The sequence below is a fragment of the Streptomyces sp. CB02009 genome (assembly GCF_001905825.1).
Lineage (GTDB): Bacteria > Actinomycetota > Actinomycetes > Streptomycetales > Streptomycetaceae > Streptomyces.
On sequence record NZ_LIVV01000001.1, the window covers coordinates 1,090,902 to 1,108,797 of the forward strand.

At 72.6% G+C, this 17,896-nt stretch carries 17 protein-coding genes and 1 pseudogene; 10 read left to right on the forward strand and 8 right to left on the reverse strand.

Annotated features, from left to right (window positions below; all coding sequences use genetic code 11):
- Positions 1–6 precede the first annotated feature (6 nt).
- The 4 genes from metX to AMK27_RS04865 form a co-directional block, all read right to left on the reverse strand.
- Positions 7–1,194, reverse strand: a complete 1,188-nt coding sequence (gene metX / locus AMK27_RS04845; RefSeq protein ID WP_073902740.1) for a homoserine O-acetyltransferase MetX — start codon at positions 1,192–1,194, stop codon at positions 7–9.
- 26 nt (positions 1,195–1,220) lie between these two features.
- Positions 1,221–2,582, reverse strand: a complete 1,362-nt coding sequence (locus tag AMK27_RS04850) for a bifunctional o-acetylhomoserine/o-acetylserine sulfhydrylase (RefSeq protein ID WP_073902741.1) — start codon at positions 2,580–2,582, stop codon at positions 1,221–1,223.
- 590 nt (positions 2,583–3,172) lie between these two features.
- Positions 3,173–4,633 carry a hypothetical protein gene (locus AMK27_RS04860; RefSeq protein WP_073902743.1) on the reverse strand — a complete coding sequence of 487 codons (1,461 nt, stop codon included), beginning with the start codon at positions 4,631–4,633 and terminating at the stop codon, positions 3,173–3,175.
- 611 nt (positions 4,634–5,244) lie between these two features.
- Positions 5,245–6,372, reverse strand: coding sequence for an NADH:flavin oxidoreductase (locus AMK27_RS04865; protein ID WP_073902744.1), 1,128 nt, complete (start codon positions 6,370–6,372; stop codon positions 5,245–5,247).
- A gap of 118 nt (positions 6,373–6,490) precedes the next feature.
- Between AMK27_RS04865 and AMK27_RS04870 the strand changes: the two genes are divergently transcribed.
- On the forward strand, positions 6,491–6,925 hold the full coding sequence (locus AMK27_RS04870) for a MarR family winged helix-turn-helix transcriptional regulator (protein ID WP_241847301.1): 435 nt from the start codon (positions 6,491–6,493) through the stop codon (positions 6,923–6,925).
- A gap of 230 nt (positions 6,926–7,155) precedes the next feature.
- Positions 7,156–8,655, forward strand: a complete 1,500-nt coding sequence (locus AMK27_RS04875) for a DHA2 family efflux MFS transporter permease subunit (RefSeq protein ID WP_073902745.1) — start codon at positions 7,156–7,158, stop codon at positions 8,653–8,655.
- Positions 8,656–8,882: 227 nt separating this feature from the next.
- Here AMK27_RS04875 and AMK27_RS04880 read toward each other — a convergent pair whose 3' ends face one another.
- Entirely contained in the window at positions 8,883–9,311 is a 429-nt protein-coding gene (locus AMK27_RS04880) for an STAS domain-containing protein (RefSeq protein ID WP_073902746.1), read from the reverse strand.
- Between the two features lie 186 nt (positions 9,312–9,497).
- Entirely contained in the window at positions 9,498–11,000 is a 1,503-nt protein-coding gene (locus tag AMK27_RS04885) for an MFS transporter (protein ID WP_073902747.1), read from the reverse strand.
- A gap of 115 nt (positions 11,001–11,115) precedes the next feature.
- Here AMK27_RS04885 and AMK27_RS04890 point away from each other — a divergent pair, with 115 nt between their 5' ends.
- On the forward strand, positions 11,116–11,613 hold the full coding sequence (locus tag AMK27_RS04890; RefSeq protein WP_073902748.1) for a MarR family winged helix-turn-helix transcriptional regulator: 498 nt from the start codon (positions 11,116–11,118) through the stop codon (positions 11,611–11,613).
- 68 nt (positions 11,614–11,681) lie between these two features.
- Here AMK27_RS04890 and AMK27_RS04895 read toward each other — a convergent pair whose 3' ends face one another.
- Positions 11,682–12,122 carry a VOC family protein gene (locus tag AMK27_RS04895; RefSeq protein ID WP_073902749.1) on the reverse strand — a complete coding sequence of 147 codons (441 nt, stop codon included), beginning with the start codon at positions 12,120–12,122 and terminating at the stop codon, positions 11,682–11,684.
- A 217-nt stretch (positions 12,123–12,339) separates the two neighbouring features.
- Positions 12,340–12,597, reverse strand: coding sequence for a WhiB family transcriptional regulator (locus AMK27_RS04900; RefSeq protein WP_073902750.1), 258 nt, complete (start codon positions 12,595–12,597; stop codon positions 12,340–12,342).
- 185 nt (positions 12,598–12,782) lie between these two features.
- On the opposite strand from AMK27_RS04900, the gene AMK27_RS04905 reads away from it, so the two are divergent.
- The 7 genes and pseudogenes from AMK27_RS04905 to AMK27_RS04930 all read left to right on the forward strand — a co-directional run bounded on the left by AMK27_RS04905 (position 12,783) and on the right by AMK27_RS04930 (position 17,883).
- Positions 12,783–13,613 (forward strand): DUF1206 domain-containing protein, encoded by an 831-nt coding sequence (locus AMK27_RS04905; protein WP_073902751.1) that lies wholly within the window; start codon positions 12,783–12,785, stop codon positions 13,611–13,613.
- 37 nt (positions 13,614–13,650) lie between these two features.
- Positions 13,651–13,773: pseudogene (locus AMK27_RS44460) on the forward strand (glutathione-dependent formaldehyde dehydrogenase); the annotation flags it as partial.
- Between the two features lie 166 nt (positions 13,774–13,939).
- A complete protein-coding gene (locus tag AMK27_RS04910) occupies positions 13,940–14,629 on the forward strand; it encodes a HemK2/MTQ2 family protein methyltransferase (RefSeq protein ID WP_241847302.1) in 690 nt (229 codons plus the stop codon).
- Positions 14,619–14,879 (forward strand): CDGSH iron-sulfur domain-containing protein, encoded by a 261-nt coding sequence (locus AMK27_RS04915; protein ID WP_073902752.1) that lies wholly within the window; start codon positions 14,619–14,621, stop codon positions 14,877–14,879. The genes AMK27_RS04910 and AMK27_RS04915 overlap by 11 nt, the downstream gene beginning before the upstream one ends.
- Positions 14,876–15,964, forward strand: coding sequence for an iron-containing redox enzyme family protein (locus AMK27_RS04920; protein ID WP_079188193.1), 1,089 nt, complete (start codon positions 14,876–14,878; stop codon positions 15,962–15,964). Before AMK27_RS04915 ends, AMK27_RS04920 begins: the two co-directional genes overlap by 4 nt.
- Positions 15,961–17,328 (forward strand): mycothione reductase, encoded by a 1,368-nt coding sequence (locus AMK27_RS04925; protein WP_073902753.1) that lies wholly within the window; start codon positions 15,961–15,963, stop codon positions 17,326–17,328. The genes AMK27_RS04920 and AMK27_RS04925 overlap by 4 nt, the downstream gene beginning before the upstream one ends.
- A gap of 66 nt (positions 17,329–17,394) precedes the next feature.
- On the forward strand, positions 17,395–17,883 hold the full coding sequence (locus AMK27_RS04930) for a flavin reductase family protein (RefSeq protein WP_198955794.1): 489 nt from the start codon (positions 17,395–17,397) through the stop codon (positions 17,881–17,883).
- Positions 17,884–17,896: the final 13 nt, after the last annotated feature.

Sequence of the window (17,896 nt, forward strand, 5' to 3'; positions counted from 1 at the left end):
CACCGATCACGCCGGTCCACCCGCGCCGCCCTCGCCCGGTACGCCGTCGAGGAGTTCCCGAACCAGTGCGCCGACCTGGTCCGTCTCCAGCAGGAACCCGTCGTGTCCGTAGGGGGACCGGATGACGCGGACCGTGTCCGCGGACGGAATCCCGGCCGCCAGCTCCTCCTGCTGGGCGAGGGGGTAGAGGCGGTCGGAGTCCACCCCCGCCACCACCGTCCGGGCCCGCACCCGGGCGAGGGCCGCGCCCCGACCGCCGCGGCCCCGTCCGATGTCGTGGGTGTTCATGGCCTCGACCAGCGTGACGTAGCTGGCCGCGTCGAAGCGCCGGATGAGCTTCACGGCCTGGTGGTCGAGGTAGGACTCGACGCGGTACCGGCCACCGCCCCAGGGCCGCTCCCCCTCCTGGGCCTCGTGGCCGAAGCGGCTCTCCAGCTCCTCGGCCGACCGGTAGGTGATGTGTGCGATGCGGCGGGCGATGCCCAGCCCCGCGTGCGGTCCTCGCCCGGGCCCGGCGTCGTGGTAGTCGCCGCCCCGCCAGTGGGGATCGGCACGGATGGCGTGGAGCTGCGCGGCGGCCCAGGCGATCTGGTCCGCGCTCGCCGCCGCCGGGCAGGCAAGCAGCAACAGCGAGGCCACCCGCTGCGGTTCGCCGACCGCCCACTCCAACGCGCGCATCCCGCCCATGGAACCCCCGACCACCAGCGCCCAGCGCCCGATGCCGAGCGCGTCGGCGAGCCCGGACTCGGCCCGCACCTGGTCACGTTGGGTCAGACGGGGAAAGGCGCCGCCCCAGGGACGGCCCCCGGGCCCCGTGGAGGCGGGCCCGCTGCTTCCCTGGCAGCCGCCCAGTACGTTCGGCGCCACCACGAACCACCGGTCGGTGTCGAGTGCCCGGCCCGGGCCGACCATCGCGTCCCACCAGCCGGTGGCCTGGTGCCCGGGGCCGGCCTCGCCCGCGACGTGGCTGTCACCGGTCAGCGCGTGCAGGACGAGCACCGCGTTCGACCGGTCGGGCGCGAGGCGCCCCCACGTCTCGTACGCCAGCCGCACCCGGGGAAGCTCGCCGCCGGCCTCCAACGCCAGTGGCCGGCCTCGCTGGTGCCACTGGCGCCGACCGGGCGGGTCCCCCTCCCGCCACGCCCCGGTGGCGGGCAGGGGGACCGCGGTGGCCGGCGTGGCCGAGGCGGACAGGGCGGCCGAGGCGGCTGAGGCGGGGTTCAGGACGCTTCCTTCGCGGCGCGGAAACCTGCCTCCAGGTCGGCCTTCAGATCGGCCGGGTTCTCGATGCCCACCGACAGCCGCACCAGCCCCGGAGTGGTGCCGGTCGCGGCGAGCTGCGCCGCGTCGAGCTGACTGTGCGTCGTGGAGGCGGGGTGGATGACGAGGCTGCGTACGTCACCGATGTTCGCGAGGTGGCTGAACAGCTCCAGACCGTCCACGAACCGCCGGCCCGCCTCGATGCCGCCCCGCAGCTCGAACGCGAGCACCGCACCGGCGCCGCGCGGCAGGTAGCGGCGCCCCGCCTCGTACCAGCGGTTGGACGCCAGACCGGGGTAGTGCACCGCGGAGACCTCGTCACGCTGTTCGAGCCACTCGGCCAGTGCCTGGGCGTTCTCCGAGTGCCGCTCGAGACGCAGGCTCAGCGTCTCCACGCCCTGCAGGAGCAGGAACGCCGAGTGCGGTGCGATGGCGGGCCCGAGGTCGCGCAGCAGCTGCACCCGCAGCTTGACCGCGTACGCCGCCGCGCCGAGGTCGGGCCAGTAGCGAAGCCCGTGGTAGCTGGGGTCGGGCTCGTTGAAGTCGGGGAAGCGCTCGGGGTGAGCGCCGAAGTCGAAGGTGCCCGCGTCGACGACCACACCGCCGAGCGTGGTGCCGTGTCCGCCGAGGAACTTGGTGGCCGAGTGCACGACGACGTCCGCCCCGTGCTCGATGGGGCGCAGCAGGTACGGAGTGGGCACGGTGTTGTCGACGATGAGCGGCAGACCCGCGGCGTGCGCGATGTCGGCCACACCCCGGACGTCGAGGACGTTGCCGCGCGGGTTGCCGAGGGTCTCGGCGAACAGGGCCTTGGTGTGCGGCCGTACGGCGGCCCGCCAGGCGTCGAGGTCGTCGGGGTCCTCCACGAACGACACCTCGATGCCGAACTTCGGCAGCGTGTGGTGGAACAGGTTGTACGTGCCGCCGTAGAGGGAGGCGCTGGAGACGATGTGGTCACCGGCCGAGGCAAGGTTCAGGATCGCGAGGGTCTCCGCGGCCTGCCCGGACGCGACGGCGACGGCGGCGACGCCGCCTTCCAGGGCGGCGATCCGCTGTTCGAAGGCGTCCTGGGTGGGGTTGTGGATGCGGGTGTAGATGTTCCCGGGCTCGGCGAGGGAGAAGAGGTCGGAGGCGTGCTGGGTGTCGCGGAAGACGAAGGAGGTGGTCTGGTAGATCGGCACCGCGCGGGCGCCCGTCGCCGGATCGGGGGCGGTGCCGGCGTGGAGCTGCTTGGTCTCGAAGGACCAGGCGGGCGTCTCGGCTCCGGCGGGCTCGCTCTCGGGGGTGTGGCCTGCGGTGGGGGCGTCGATGGGCTGGCTCATGGGTCTCCTCCGGGTGGGTCGAGGGGAGTTGATGGGGGAGGCGGGCGGGGGATCCGCCGGGAGATCGGCCGGGAGATCGGAGTTCCGGCACGAGAGTGTTCTGCGCTTCGCCCGACAGTGACGACGGCGACGACGGCGACGACGAAGACGGCGACGACATGGGTGACGGTGATGACAGCAGCGACCAGCAGGCGCGCGAGCCGATGTGGTCGGGCGCGACGTGGTGGCGTGCGAGGGGCGCGCGGGAAGCGTGCGCAGAGGGGGCGCGGGGCGATGCCGCGCGGCGTCGCGTCAGCCGGTGACGGGACAGCCCGTGGTCGTGACACGCACGTAGTCGACGTGGCGACGGGTCACGAGTACGGTCATGGCCCCAGATAACCACAGCGGGTCGAGGCGCACCAGGCCTTCCGGTCACATCGGGTGAATGCGCCCCCTCGCCCGCCCGCCCCGCCCCACCCCGGCCGATGTGAACGTCGGCTGCCCGAACGGGCGTTGCCGGGCGATTCCGGGCGTCGCCGGGCGGGGTGAGGCGGAGTGAGGCGGGGTGGAAAACCGTACTGCTGTGCACCACCGTCCGGTACGTCTCCCGCTCAGCGCTTGGAGATGCGGACGACGCCGGTCTCGGTGCCCTGGTAGAGGGTGCCGTCGGGGGCGGCCGTCCCGCGCATCTGGAGCGGGTTGTAGACCAGCCCGATGCCCAGGTAGGAGCTGCCGAGCTGGGCACCGGTGGCCGGGTCGAGGACGGCGTGGTGGTACTGGGCGAAGGTGTTGAGGCCGGCGCTGCCGGTCGGTCCGGTCACGGAGACGGTGTAGATCTTTCCGTCGGCGAGCGAGAGCCGGGGCAGGGCGGCGGACTTCACCTTGCTGTTCCACACCACCTCGCAGCCCGTTCCCTGGGCGTTGACGTCGATCCGGCTCAGACCACCGTCGAAGTTCGCGGAGGAGGGCTCGCTCGCAGGAGCGCCCTCGGGCAGGGCCGGGTAGGGGTAGCCGTAGGTGTTGGTGACGAAGACGCTGCGGCCGGAGGCGATCACGGCGTCCTCGGTGCCGCTGCGGGCGTACTGGGTGAGCACGGGGACGCGGCAGATCGGCTCGGGCCCGCCGGCCGCGCGGTAGACGAGCAGGTTCCCGTGAGGGGCGGCGTTGTCGACGATGGTGACGTACTCGGTGCCGTTGCCCGGCCCGAAGAAGCTCGGGGTGGTCCCGGTGCCCCAGCTGAGCTGGCCGGGCTTGCGGGCCGGGCCGCGGTCGTAGGGCGCCCGCCAGTCCACGACGGGTGTTCCGTCGGGGGCGGCCGACAGGAGGTAGAGGGCGTGGTCGGTGGCGACGGCGGTACGGCCCGGAACCGTGGAGATGCTGTTCTGGACGCCTTCGCCGGTGCTGATGCTGCGTACGGCGCCGGTGCCGGTGTCGACGGTCCCGATCACACCGCCGCTGGTGGCGAACCAGACCCTGCCGTCCCAGGCGGGGGTGAGTCCGACGATGTTGTCCCCGGCGGGGACGGCGTTGCCCAGGGGTGTCCTCTGGTCGATCCGGAGGGTCCACGAGGATCCGGTGCGCTGGTGGCCGATGCGGACGAGATCGTTGTCGCCGTCGACGACGACCAGACGGTCCGCGTGGTCGAGGTAGGCGTAGACCCCGCCGAACAGACTGCCCTTGGGCAGGGCGAGCGACGCGAGGTCGGCGCCGGTCGCGGGGTCGAGCAGGTGGACGGTGGGCGTCTGGCCGAAGATCGTGGTGCAGAGGGCGACCACGTAGCCGTCGCTTCCCACGACCACGGTGGGGCAGGCCGAGGCGAGGGCCGTACGGGAGTACGTGACGGCGGCCGTGCCGGGCCCCGGGTAGGGCGTGGTGCCGCTGGAGGCGCTGTCGCCGTGCATCGTCGCGGCGCCGTTGGCCGCGGTGACCGGGTTCTGCGGCGGCGGGGGACCGAAGGAGGCGGCCGGGTCGGCGGCGGAGGCGCCCGTGAGGCCGGCGGCGCTGAGGGCCACGGCCAGGGCGGAGGCGAGCACGGCGAGGCGGCGCCCGCCGGCGGGCAGGGAGAACGGCATCGGAAGTCCTCGGGACGGGGAGGGCGGAGGCGGAGACGGCTGCGGAACGCGGCGGACCGTGGGACGCGCCGCGCGCTGCCGGTGAGCACCACGAGGGCGGCGGGCGCGGCGCGGGGTCCGGGCGCTGTGGGTCCTGCCGACCGGGTGTGACCGGTGGGCGACGCGGGTCCTGCCGGCCGGATGGGACCGGCCGACGACGCGCAACCGGCGTCGACGCGGAAGCAGCCGAAGGGGTGGGATCGGCCGACGCGGGGGACCAGCCGTTGCGGTGCCGGCCGATGGTGCGGCCCGGCCCCTGGTTCCGTGTGGCGGTGGCTCCTCGGAACGGCTCTGGCACGGACGCTAGCCGCTGCCCGGGCGATCCGGATCTTTCTGTGACCGCCGGTCACAGCTTGTTCATCCCGTTCATGTTCCCGCAGTCCCTGCGCAACAGAGGGAGCCGTCGGACCCCGATCCGCGCGGAGGGCGTCTGGTGCCTGCTGCCTGTCACCGCTCACCTGTCACCGGTCGCCTGCCGTCAACAGCCGACCGCCCCGGGCCGGAGGTGGCACGGGGCGGTCGGCTCAGTCGGTGATCGGCTGTGGCGGTGAACCGTCAGACGGGTCCGGGGGTCAGCTGAGCGTCCTCACGGCGGCGGCGTCGTACGGCTTGAGCTCGTCGGTCCGACCCGCCAGGACCTTCGCCGCCCACTCCGGGTCCTGGAGCAGCGCGCGGCCGATGGCGACCATGTCGAACTCGTCCCGCTCCAGGCGGTCGAGGAGGTCGTCGATGCCCTGCACCGGGGCGCCCTCGCCCGCGAAGGCGTGGATGAAGTCGCCGTCGAGGCCGACCGATCCGACGGTGATGGTGGGCCTGCCGGTGAGCTTCTTGGTCCAGCCCGCCAGGTTCAGGTCCGAGTCCTCGAACTCGGGAATCCAGTGGCGGCGGGTGGAGGCGTGGAACGCGTCGACGCCGGCCGCGGCGAGCGGGGCCAGGATCGCCTCCAGCTCCTGCGGGGTCTCGGCGAGCCGCGCGTCGTAGGCGTCCTGCTTCCACTGCGAGTAGCGGAAGATCACCGGGAACTCGGGCGAGACGCTCGCGCGGACCGCGGCCACGACCTCGGCCGCGAACTTCGTACGGGCCACGGGGTCGCCGCCGTAGGCGTCGGTACGGCGGTTCGTCCCCGCCCACAGGAACTGGTCGAGGAGGTAGCCGTGGGCGCCGTGGAGTTCGACGCCGTCGAAGCCGATGCGCTCGGCGGCCGCGGCGGCCTCGGCGAAGGAGCCGATGACGTCGTCCAGATCGCTCTGGGTCATCGCCTGGCCCGTGCCCTCGGTGCCGTCGGTGCGGATGCCGGAGGGGCCCATGGCAGGGGCGTCGGGGTAGGGGGCCTGGCCCTGCTCGCGGACCATGCCGATGTGCCACAGCTGCGGGACGATCGTGCCGCCCGCCGCGTGCACGGCCTCGGCGACCTTCGCCCATCCCGCCAGCTGCTCCTCGCCGTGGAACCGCGGCACGCGGTCGCTCTGCCCGGCGGACGCGTGGCCGACGTAGGTTCCCTCGGTGACGATCAGGCCCACTCCGGCGGCGGCGCGGCGGGCGTAGTACGAGAGCACGTCCTCACCGGGGACTCCGCCGGGGGAGAACATGCGCGTCATGGGCGCCATCGCGATGCGGTTCGGGACGGTGAGGCCGTTCAGCGAGACGGGCCGGGAGAGGATCTCGGCGGCGCGGGAGGTGGGGGACGCGGTGACGGTCACAGGGACGCTCCTCGTGGCACTTACTTGACAACCTTGATGCTTGATAACTTCATGCAATGAGGTGACGGTAGAGGTCGATGCTTGAGACAGTCAAGTATCTCGGGCTAGAGTGAGCCCCATGACAGAAGCTCTCCGCACCGACACGGCCGGGCTCATGGAGCTGCTCTCCGTGTCGCTCGGCGTCTACTACGGCGATTTCACCGTCGCTGCGGCGAGCGAGAACCTCACGGCGAGCCAGGGCAAGGCCCTGACCGTGCTGCGCCGGGGCCCCGCCGCGATGCGCTCCCTGGCCGAGACCATGACCTGCGACGCCTCCAACATGACCGGCATCATCGACCGGCTGGAGAAGCGCGGCCTGGTGCGCCGGGAGGCCGACGCCTCCGACCGCCGCGTGAAGAACGTCGTCCTCACGGCCGACGGCGAGCGTGTCACCGACGCGATCCGCGCGAAGATGCGCAGCACGCAGGAGGGCCTGGAGCGGCTCAGTGACCAGGACAGGGACTCCCTGTACACCCTGCTCGAACGGGTCTTCGGCTCCAAGCCCGCCACCTGACGTCCGACGCCGGGCCACTCCTGGCGTCCGACGCCGGGCCGCCGGGTGCGCATGTCGGGCTGCGTAAGCCGGGTGCGCACGCCGGCCGCGCACGCCGGGTTCGGGAAAATTGGATTGTGCTCTGGCGGTGCCACCGACAGGATCGGCATCACCCATGAGTTCTTCCCGGCGCCACGGTCCATCGATGTGAGCTGCCACGTGCGGAGGACGCTCACACGACGGAAGGCCCCATGTCCGCACTCCCCGCGACGCCCACCCTCTCGCCCGCCCACGTCACCGCCGTCCTGCGGATCCTCGTGCTGTCCACGTTCGTCGTCCTCCTGAACGAGACGATCATGGTCAACGCGATCCCGCGGCTCATGCGCGAGTTCGACGTCACCGCGGCAGCCGCAGGATGGCTGTCCACGTCCTTCATGCTCACGATGGCCGTCGTCATCCCGGTGACCGGGTGGTTCCTGCAGCGCGTGACGACCCGCACCGCCTTCAGCCTGGCCATGGCGCTGTTCCTCGCCGGGACGGCGCTGGCCGCGGCCGCGCCCGTCTTCCCGGTGCTGCTGGCCGCCCGGGTCGTCCAGGCCGCCGGCACCGCCGTCATGATGCCGCTGCTCATGACGACGCTGATGACCCTGGTGCCCCCGCACGACCGCGGTCGGGTCATGGGCAACATCACCCTCGTCATCTCCGTCGCACCGGCACTCGGCCCGGCGGTCTCCGGTGTGCTGCTGCAGCTGGGGTCGTGGCGCCTGCTGTTCCTGGCCGTGCTGCCCATCGCCGGAGCCATGGCCGTCTTCGGCCGGAGCAGACTGGTCAACATCGGCGAACCGCAGGCCGTCCCGATCGACTGGGTCTCCGTGCCCCTGGCGGCGGCGGGGTTCGGCTCCCTGGTCTACGGGCTGAGCGGCCTCGGCGCCGGGGACGCGGCGCACGCCCCCCTGTCCCCGCCGGTCATGACCCTGGCCGGCGCCGTGCTGGTGGGCCTGTTCGTGTGGCGACAGCTGGCGCTCCAGCGCTCGTCCACGCCGCTCCTCGACCTGCGCGCCCTGACGTTCCGCCACTTCTCCGTGGCACTCGCCCTGATGTGCCTGTCCTTCATGGCCCTCATGGGGGCGTTCGTGCTGCTGCCGATCTATCTGCAGGAGGTGCGGGGCCTGACCTCGCTCCAGACCGGGCTGCTCCTCATCCCGGGCGGCCTGACCATGGGTCTGCTCGGACCGCAGGTCGGCAAGCTCTACGACCGGTTCGGCGCACCGCGCCTCGTCGTACCCGGCGCCGTACTCACCGCGCTGTGCCTGGCGCTGTTCGCGCTCACGGGCGAACAGACCTCGCCGTGGGTGGTGCTCGCCCTGCACGTGGTCCTGAGCGCGGGGATGGCGTTCGTCTTCACGCCTGTCTTCACCTCGGGCCTGTCCGTGCTGCCGCCGCACCTCTACCCTCACGGCTCCGCCATTCTCGGTTCGCTCCAGCAGGTCGCCGCCGCTGCCGGCACCGCCCTGGTGATCAGCATCATGACGGGACACGCCGCCACGGCGGCGGCCGAGGGCGCCGGCGCCACCGGCGCCCTGGCGACCGGCGTCCGCTGGGGGTTCGGCGTCGGGGCCGTACTCGGCGCCGTGGCGGTGCTGATCGCGCTGCTGGTCCGCACGCCGCCCGCTCCACCCCGGCCGGCTGAGCCGGAGGCCCAGGACGAGGACGGCACGACGCTGGACAAGACCGCTCCCACACCCGGCTGAGATCCGAGGGGCCGTGGGGGCCCGCACTTCGGTGCGGGCCCCCACGGCCTTTCCCGTCTACGGAGTGGAGCAGCAGGAGAGCGAGAGTGCGCCGCGGCAGTACAGCAGGGTTCTGCGGGGCGTGGGCACGGGGGATCCGGCGCGACGGCCGTGGCGAGGGGCGCGGGGTTCCCAATGGACCATGAGGACCGCCGCCAGCATCGGGCCGCAGGTCATGAGTATGAAGGTCATGACGTGGCCGCCGCGGCCAGTGCGTCGGCCCGGTTTGCCGGCCGTCCTGGGACGTCGGCGGCCGCCGCGGTCAGGAGGCGTCGAACGGCCCGGGAGCGGTTCGCGAGGCTGAGGCGGCGTCCGCGCCGGGGCCACCAGTCGAGGACGCCGAGGAGGCTGGAGTCGCAGAACGCGACCCTCGCGGTGTCCAGGACGAGCCCGGTGTATCCGTCGGCCGCCGCCGACGCCAGCAACGCCCGCAGCGGAGCGACGCTGTAGCAGTCGATCTCCCCGACGAGGCGGATGACGAGGGTGGTGCCGAGCGTGGTGCAGGAGTCGACGACTATGACGCCGGGCGCGGTGTCCGCGCCCGAGTCGTGCACGGCGGGAAGGGCGGGGGCCGTGAGCGAGGCGGGCAGTATCGGGGCTGTGCTTGAGGTACTCACAGACCCATCAACGCCTCGCACAGGGGCCCGGGATTCGAGGCACGCGGCTCTTTCACCCCATCTGAGCAGCATCGATACCCAGCACGAGCGAAAGATCCCACCCGTACGGGTCAGCGGCGAGCGTCTGTTCACCCGATCCCGCCGCTGCGACGGCGAAGCCCGCTCAGGAGGTGCCGGGGCCGTGGCTCACACGGCGAGGTGCTCCCGGGTGGCGGAGCCGTCGGGAGCCGACTCGGGTGCGATGCCGTGCTGTTCCTCCTCGGGGCGGCCCTTCTTCGGCAGCAGGAACGTGATCGCGAGGAAGGCCACCAGCAGGCATCCCTGGACGATCAGTGCGTGGTGGAAACCGGTGGTGAAGTCCCCGGTCTTCGCCCGGGCGAAGAACACCGAGCCGAAGACCGCGACGCCGATGGAGCCGCCGACCGCCTGAACCGCCGTCAGGACACCGGAGGCGGAGCCGATCTCGTCGTCGTCGACCGCGGCCAGGAGGAAGCTGAACAGGGCGGCGATCACCATGCCGGCGCCGATGCCCGCCACGGCTGTGCCGGGAACGATGTCCCAGACGGAGAACGCGGCGGGGTCGAGGCCTTCGAGCTCGAACCACAGCACCACCGCACCGGCCAGCTGGACGAGCGGTCCGATCTGCAGCACCTTGCGGCCGATCCGGTCGGCGAGGAACGCACCGCTGACCGCTCCGCCGATCGCCGTGCCCACCGCGAGGGGCAGATTGCCGAGCCCCGCGTCACCGGCGGTGAAGCGCATGCCGACCTGGAGGAACAGGGTCAGGACGAGCTGGGTGCCGATCAGGCCGCCGAAGAACAGGGCGATGCCGCCGAGTCCGACGGTGAAGGCCGGCTTGCGCAGCAGCCCCGGGGTCACCAGCGGGCCCCGGCCCGCGGCCGCGGCCCGGCGCTGCTGGAGGGCGAAGAAGGAGAAACCCAGCACCGACCCGGCCATGCACAGCCACGTCCACAGCGGCCATCCGTCCTCCTGCCCCTGGTTGAGCGGCAGCACCAGCAGCGCGCAGGACACCGCGACGAGGGCGGCGCCCGCCGCATCGACCCGTACCGCGCGGTCGCCCGCCTTCTTCGGCACGAACGTCGCGGCGATGATCAGCGTCGCGACTCCGATGGGCAGGTTGATCAGGAACACCGACCGCCACCCCAGGCCGAAGAAGTCGCCCTCGATGAGGAAGCCGCCCAGGACCGGGCCGATGATGCCGCCCAGGCCGAGGACGGGGCCGAAGACCGCGAAGACCTTGGTCAGTTCGGGGCCCGAGAAGTTCTCCCGCAGCAGGCCGAGGCCCTGGGGCAGCAGCATCGCCCCCGCGGTGCCCTGCAGCAGGCGGAAGGCGATCAGCGACTCGATGTTCGGCGCGACCGCGCACAGCAGCGAGCTCGCGGTGAAGGCCGCCAGGCCGATCAGGAACATCCGGCGCCGGCCGTAGCGGTCCCCGAGCCGGCCGCCCAGGACCAGACCGGCACCCAGGGTGAGGGCATAGCCGCCGATCACCCACTGCAGCCCGACGGAACCGGCACCGAGCGATCGCTCGAGGTCCGGCCCCGCGACGTTGACGATCGACGCGTCCAGGAGGTCCATGATCTCCGCGACGATCATCACCGCCAGGATCATCCACCGCCACCGGTAGGGCTCGGCCGCCTCGTCAGGGGTGGGGTAAGGGTCACGCACGCCAGATACCTCCATCGTGAAGTAATTCCACGATGAAGGTAAAGTGGGGGAGGTAGGTTGTCAAAGCGGGTGACCGCACAGACCGCACAACAGAAGAGAAGGGCGGAGGGTCGGCATGGAGGAAGCCGTGCGCGACGGTGTCGCGGAGCAGCGGGAACGGCTGATGGAGTCGCTGAGGATCTACGGCGGCCACTACGCCGAGCTCAGTCGCCGCTTCGCCGCCTGGCTGGGGCTGCACTCCACCGACGCGACCGCGGTACTGGAGATCGCCGCCGCGGAGGAACGCGGCACCCCGCTGTCACCGGCACGGCTGAGCGAGCGGATCTCCCTGTCCACGGGCGCCACCACCGCGCTCCTGAACCGCCTCGAAGCGGCCGGGCACATCACCCGCGCCCGCGAACACCCCGACCGGCGCATCGTCACGCTCCGCAGCGGCGGGCACATCCAGGAACGGGCGGACGAGTTCTTCGGCCCGCTCGCCCATCGTCTCGACGCCGCGATGTCGCACTACCCGCCCCGGCTCCTGGAGCAGTTCGAAGCGTTCATCGTGGACCTGAACGCCACCATGACCAGCCACCTCGCGGAAGGGGACCCCGCGGCACCGCGTCCCTGACGGCGGACGACCGGCCGCAGCGCACGGGCTGCGCCTCGCGGGGCCGGCGATCCTCCGTCGACGCCTGCTCAGCCCAGCTGCTCGGCCAGTCCGACGATGATGCCCTCCGGGCCGCGGACGTAGCAGAGCAGATAGCTGTCCTCGAACCGCGCGATCTCGCCGAGGAGGGTGGCGCCGTGCGGGCGGAGGCGGGCGACGGTGTCCTCGATGTCGTCGACGGCGAACATGACGCGGTGCGTGCCCAGGACGTTGTGCGGCCGGTCGTGCGGCCCGCCGCTGGTCGCCGCCGGGCTGCGGTACCTCGCCAGCTCGAGCCGGCTGTGGCCGTCGGGGGTCCGGACCATCGCGATCTCGCAGTGGACGCCGTCGAGCCCGGTGCACTGGTCGGCGAAGCGGCCCTCGACCTCCCCCCGGCCCTCCAGCTCCATCCCGAGCTCCACGAAGAACGCGAGGGCGGCATCCATGTCGTCGACGACGATGCCGACGTTGTCCATCCGCTGAATCGCCATGCCGGTCTCTCCTTCATCCTCGTGCGGCCGTCGGTGGCCGCTGATGTCCCGGGGACGGATCAGGCGGCACGTTCTCGACATCCGTGCGCCCGCAACCGCCGACCAGGTCATACGCCGAGGGAGGAGAGGCCGACGCGCCACAGCTCCACCATCGGCCAGGGGATGAGGCCCGGCCACCGGACGTCGCGCCGGGGCCGGGAACCGGTCGGCCGGTTCCTCAGCGCGCCTTGACCGCCCGGTTGCGCAACCGCCGCTTCAGGGCACGGCGTTCGTTCTCGTCGAGACCGCCCCACACCCCCGTCACCTGGCGGGAGTCGTCCATGGCCCAGTCGAGGCAGGCCTCCCGAACGGGGCAGCCCCGGCAGATGTCCTTGGCCTCTTCCACCTGGACCAGAGCGGGAGCACCGGTCCCCACCGGGAAGAAGAGATCGGGGTCGACGTCCTGGCAGGCAGCGGATGCACGCCAGCTGTCCATGTCATTCCTCCTGTCTACGGGTATGGGGGTCATTCCATTCGGCTGACCGGTCGAAGGCACTTGAAACACTGTCAGCCTCGCGAGTACGCCCCTTTTTCCGGCGCGACGACATGGAGCGGGCCGCCCTGGTTGGGATCGGGAAGACGGGGCACCCGAAGGTTCCAACCCGAGGGGAGTGACAGGTCATGAGCGCAGGAGAGTCGTCCAAGGCCGCAGCGAGAAACGTGGCCCGCGGCGGGGTCGTCCAGGCAGGTGCGAGAGCGGGCTTCATAGCGCGAGGGGTTCTCTACCTCCTCATAGGAACCCTGGCCGTACGCATCGGACTGACAGGCACGAGCGAGCAGGCCGACCGGGGCGGAGCCCTCGCGGAGGTCGTCTCGACGCCGTTCGGGGTCGTCCTGCTCTGGGCCCTCGGCGTCGGCCTCGCCGGCATGGCGCTGTGGCGGCTCTCGGAGGCGGTCTTCGGGGCCGCCGGACCCAAGGGCGACCGCCCGGGCAAGCGGGCGCTGTCCGCCGGCAGGTTCGTCTTCTACGCGTTCTCCGCCTTCCTCGTCCTGTCCTTCGCGACGGGGGACAGGGGCAGCGGCGCGGGATCGACCGACCGGCAGAGCCATGACCTCACGAGCCGCCTGCTGGCACTCCCCGGCGGCCCGTGGTGGGTGGGGGCGGCGGCCGCGGGCATCCTGGGCGCGGGGGTGTGGATCGCCGGCCGGGCCGTCCTGCGCAAGTACCGCGAGCACCTGGAACGGCAGCGGATGTCCACGGTGCAGCGCCGCTTCATGGACGTGACGGGCACGGCGGGCGGGGTCGCACGGGGCCTCGTGTTCGCCGCCGTCGGCCTCTTCGCGCTGAAGGCGGCGAGCGAGTCCGACCCGGGCGAGGCGAAGGGCATGGACGACGCGATCCGCTCGTTCGCGCAGACCCCGGCGGGCCCGTGGCTGCTGGTCGCCGTCGCCGTCGGCCTCGCGCTCTTCGGGGCGTTCTCCTTCGGCCAGTCCAAGTGGCGCGAGGTCTGACCGCTCGCAGCGCGTGGGACCGCCGGTACCGGGCAGCCGCGTCACCTCGACCGGCATCTGCGGCTCCGACCTGCACCTGTACGAGCCGCTCGGTCCGTTTTTGGACTGCGGCGACATCCTCGTACCCGAGCGGCTCTCTCGTGCCCAGGAGCGTGGCCCGTGACCCCGCCGCCGCGGCTCGGCGTCACTCCTCGTGTCCGTCCGCCCCGATCGCGTCGACAGATCGGCCCGGCGCGGATGAGCCGCTCCGCACGGGGCAGTCGCAGGGAGCAGCCGATCGGCGCCGTCCCGCCGGCGATCGGTTCCGTCGATCATGGAGGTGACCCGTGTCCGGTACGGCCCTGACCCTGGACGCACAGCCAGGAGGCCGCTCAGCCCTGATCGCCCTGCCCGGCGTCTACCGGCCGCAGGCGGACACCCGTCTGCTCGCCCACGCCCTGGCCCAGGAGGACCTCGGGCCCGGCAGCGAGGTCCTGGAGATCGGCACGGGCACCGGCGCACTCGCCCTCGACGCGGCTCGGCGGCGGGCACGGGTCACGGCGGTCGACGTCTCCTGGCCCGCCGTCGTCACCGCCCGCCTGAACGCCCTGCGCCAGCGACTGCCCCTGCGCGTCCTCCACGGCGACTTCGCGGCGCGCAGCGCGGGTCGCCGCTTCGACCTCGTCGTGTCGAATCCGCCGTACGTGCCGGCCCCGGACGTCCTGCCGCCCTCGCGCGGCCCGGAGCGGGCCTGGGACGCCGGACCGGACGGGCGAGCCGTCATCGACCGCATCTGCGACAACGCTCCGGCGCTGTTGCGTCCCGGAGGGGTCCTGCTCCTGGTCCATTCCCAGATGTGCGGCGCCCAGGAGACCGTCGACCGACTGACCGAGGCGGGCATGGCCGCGGACGTCACGGCCAGGGCCGCGGTGCCCTGGGGGCCCGTCCTGCGCTCGCGCCGGTCCTGGCTGGAGCGGGCGGGCCTGGCGACCGGGGCCGAGGAACGGGAAGAGCTGGTGGTCATCCGTGCACGCTGAACCCCGGAACACTCCCGGCGACGCCGGGACCACCCACAGGGCCCACCGGACGGCCAAGGACCCGAAGGGACCCGACCTCGTCGAGGGGCCGGTCGAGATCGTCCTCGACGACGGAACGGTCGCCCGTTCCGAGCGCTTCCTGGTCGCCCTCTGCACCTGCCGCCGCAGCCGTATCTATCCGTGGTGCGACACCAGCCACCGCCCCCGCGAGCGCGCCGTAACGCAGCCCGAGGACAGGAACCCTTCATGACGCCCTCGATCACGAGCACCGCACACACCAGGCGCACGGTAGACGCCACAGGCGCCGCAGCCGTCACCGCCACCCTCGGCCCCCGCCTGGTGGAACCGCGCGGCACGCTGTCCGCGGCCGTCACCGGGGCCCTCCGGTCGAACGGCGCCCCGACGTACCCTCCGGGCGCCGTGCTGACGGCCGACCCCTGGGGCGAGGACCTCCAGCTCGCCCTCTACCTCCTCTACGAGCTCCACTACCGCGGCTTCGACGGCGTGGACGACGACCGAGAATGGGACCCGGAGCTCCTGCGACTGCGCCAGGCCATGGAAGCCCGCTTCCTGCACGCCCTGAGCACCGAGCTGTCCGACGCCCCCCGGTCGGTCGCGGACGCCTTCGCCCCGCTCCTCGTCGAACCGCCGGCCTCCGCCCCCAGCCTCAGCCGCTTCCTGGAACGGAACGGCGAGCTGTGGCAATTGAGGGAGTACGCGGCTCTCCGCTCGCTCTACCACCTCAAGGAGGCCGACCCGCACGTCTGGGTGATCCCCCGGCTGCGGGGCCGGGCCAAGGCCGCGATGGCCGCCATCGAGTTCGACGAGTTCGGTGCCGGCCACCCCGACCGGATCCACGCCCGGCTCTTCGCCGACCTCATGGTGGACCTCGGCCTCGACCCCGCGTACGGCCACTACCTCGACCAGGCTCCCGCCCCACTGCTCGCCACCGTCAACCTCATGTCCCTCTTCGGGCTCCACCGGTCCCACCGGGGCTTCCTCGTGGGTCACTTCGCCTGCGTCGAGGTGACCTCCTCACCCGGCTCCCGGCGACTCGCCCGGGCGATGCGGCGCTGCGGGGCGGGACGGGCCGCCGAGCGCTTCTACGACGAGCACGTCGAGGCGGACGCCGTGCACGAGCAGGTCGTACGCCGGGAGGTCATCGACGGACTGCTCGCGGACGAGCCGGCCCTGGAGGCCGACATCGCCTTCGGCTGCGCAGCCACCGTCCATCTGGAGGACCGCCTCGCGGAGCATATCGGCGCGGCCTGGGCCGAGGGGCGCAGCGCGTTGCGTACGCCCTTGAGCACACGGACCCGGGAGCGGGCCGAATGAGGCGCCACGATCTTGTCGTCATCGGTGCGGGATCCGGCAACGCGGTGGTCGACGACTCGTTCGCCGACCTGGACGTGGCGATCGTCGAGGAGCGCTGGTTCGGCGGTACGTGCCTCAACTCCGGATGCATCCCGAGCAAGATGCTCGCGTACACCGCGCGGGTCGCCCGGACCGTACGGGAGGCCGGGGCGTACGACGTGGACGCCGAGCTGCGGGCCGTGCGCTGGCGCCGGATGCGCGACCGGGTCTTCGGGCGGCTGGACGCAGAACGGGACAGCGGCCGGCAGGGGCGCGTGGACCAGGACTCGGTCACCGTGTACGAGGGCAGCGCCCGGTTCATCGGGCCCAGGACCCTGCGGATCGAGCGCGAGCAGGGCACCGTCGACATCAGCGCCGGGCAGATCGTCGTCGCGGCGGGCAGCCGGCCCTCGATCCCCGGGCCGGTCGCGGAGGCGGGCCTGCCGTACGAGACCTCCGACACGATCATGCGGATCGACGCTCCTCCCCGGCGCCTGGCCGTCCTCGGCGGCGGGTACATCGCCGCGGAGCTGGCCGAGGTGTTCGCGCAGACGGGCTGCGCCGTCACCCTCGTGGAGAAGGAGAAGCGCCTGCTCGGCCCGCAGGACGAGACCGTCGCGGAGCGCTTCACGGAACTGGTCCGCCCCCGCTACGACCTCAGGCTCGGCCGGGAGCTCACCGGGGTCGGCGGACGGCCGGGCGCGCTGCGGCTGAGCCTGGACGACGGATCGACGATCGACGCGGACATGCTGCTCGTCGCCGTGGGCCGGACGCCGAACAGCGACCGGCTGAACCTGGAAGCGGCCGGCGTCGCCACCCACGACGACGGCCGGGTACGCGTCGACCGGTATCAGCGCACCACGGCCGAAGGCGTCTTCGCGCTGGGGGACATCTGCTCACCGGTGCCCCTCAAGCACGTCGCCAACCGTGAGGCGAAGGTCGTCGCCCACAACCTCCGCCACCCGGACGACCTCGTCTCCGCCGACCACGACCTGGTACCCGCGGCGGTCTTCACCCAGCCCCAGATCGCCTCGGTCGGTGTCACCGAGCAGGAGTGCCGCGACCGCGGCCTGGACTACGTCGTGGGCACGGCCGGATACGCCGACGTCGCCTACGGCTGGGCGATGGAGGACACCACCGGATTCTGCAAGGTGCTCGCCGAGCCCGGCACCGGGCGGCTCCTCGGCGCGCACCTGATGGGGGCCGAGGCCTCCACGCTCATCCAGCCCCTGGTCGTGGCGGCGACCCTCGGCATCGACGCCACCACGCTCGCCGAGTCCCCGTACTGGATCCATCCCGCGCTCACCGAGGTCGTGGAGAACGCCCTGCTCGACCTCGGTCGGTGAGGCCCGCGCCGGGCGAGGCCCCGGCGCCCCACCGGCCCACGACCCGCGCGAACCGCAGGAGGCACCGTGACGGACCCGGACCCCTTCACCGACGTACTCGACGGCCCGATGTACGTCGTCACGGCCGCGTCCGGCGGCGAGCGGGCGGGCTGCCTGGTGGGGTTCGCCTCGCAGTGCTCCATCGACCCGCCCAGGTTCGCCGTGTGGCTGTCGGTCGCCAATCACACGTACCGCGTCGCGCGCGAGGCCGAGTACCTCACCGTGCACCTGCTCCACCAGGACCAGCGGGCACTGGCGGAGCTCTTCGGGGAGGAGACGGGCGACCGGGTCGACAAGTTCGCATCGGTCCACTGGCGTCCCGGAGAAGGCGGCAGCCCGATCGTCGACCAGCTGACCACCTGGTTCACCGGCCGGATCGAGGGGCGCATCGAGGGCGGCGACCACGTGGGATTCCTCCTGGCGCCCGTGGCGGTGTGCCCGTCGGCAGAGGGCCCGGCGCCCGCTCTGCTCCGCCACCGAGAGGTGCGGAACCTCGCCCCCGGCCACCCGGCCTGAGGTCGCGGACGGC

What these genes read in the sequence shown, in the direction of transcription:
- AMK27_RS04925 (WP_073902753.1), top strand. Translation starts at nt 15,961, where the DNA reads ATGAGGCGCCACGATCTTGTCGTCATCGGTGCGGGATCCGGCAACGCG.
- AMK27_RS04905 (WP_073902751.1), top strand. Translation starts at nt 12,783, where the DNA reads ATGAGCGCAGGAGAGTCGTCCAAGGCCGCAGCGAGAAACGTGGCCCGC.
- AMK27_RS04890 (WP_073902748.1), top strand. Translation starts at nt 11,116, where the DNA reads ATGGAGGAAGCCGTGCGCGACGGTGTCGCGGAGCAGCGGGAACGGCTG.
- AMK27_RS04860 (WP_073902743.1), bottom strand. Translation starts at nt 4,633, where the DNA reads ATGCCGTTCTCCCTGCCCGCCGGCGGGCGCCGCCTCGCCGTGCTCGCC.
- AMK27_RS04870 (WP_241847301.1), top strand. Translation starts at nt 6,491, where the DNA reads ATGACAGAAGCTCTCCGCACCGACACGGCCGGGCTCATGGAGCTGCTC.
- AMK27_RS04920 (WP_079188193.1), top strand. Translation starts at nt 14,876, where the DNA reads ATGACGCCCTCGATCACGAGCACCGCACACACCAGGCGCACGGTAGAC.
- AMK27_RS04900 (WP_073902750.1), bottom strand. Translation starts at nt 12,597, where the DNA reads ATGGACAGCTGGCGTGCATCCGCTGCCTGCCAGGACGTCGACCCCGAT.
- AMK27_RS04875 (WP_073902745.1), top strand. Translation starts at nt 7,156, where the DNA reads ATGTCCGCACTCCCCGCGACGCCCACCCTCTCGCCCGCCCACGTCACC.
- AMK27_RS04895 (WP_073902749.1), bottom strand. Translation starts at nt 12,122, where the DNA reads ATGGCGATTCAGCGGATGGACAACGTCGGCATCGTCGTCGACGACATG.
- AMK27_RS04850 (WP_073902741.1), bottom strand. Translation starts at nt 2,582, where the DNA reads ATGAGCCAGCCCATCGACGCCCCCACCGCAGGCCACACCCCCGAGAGC.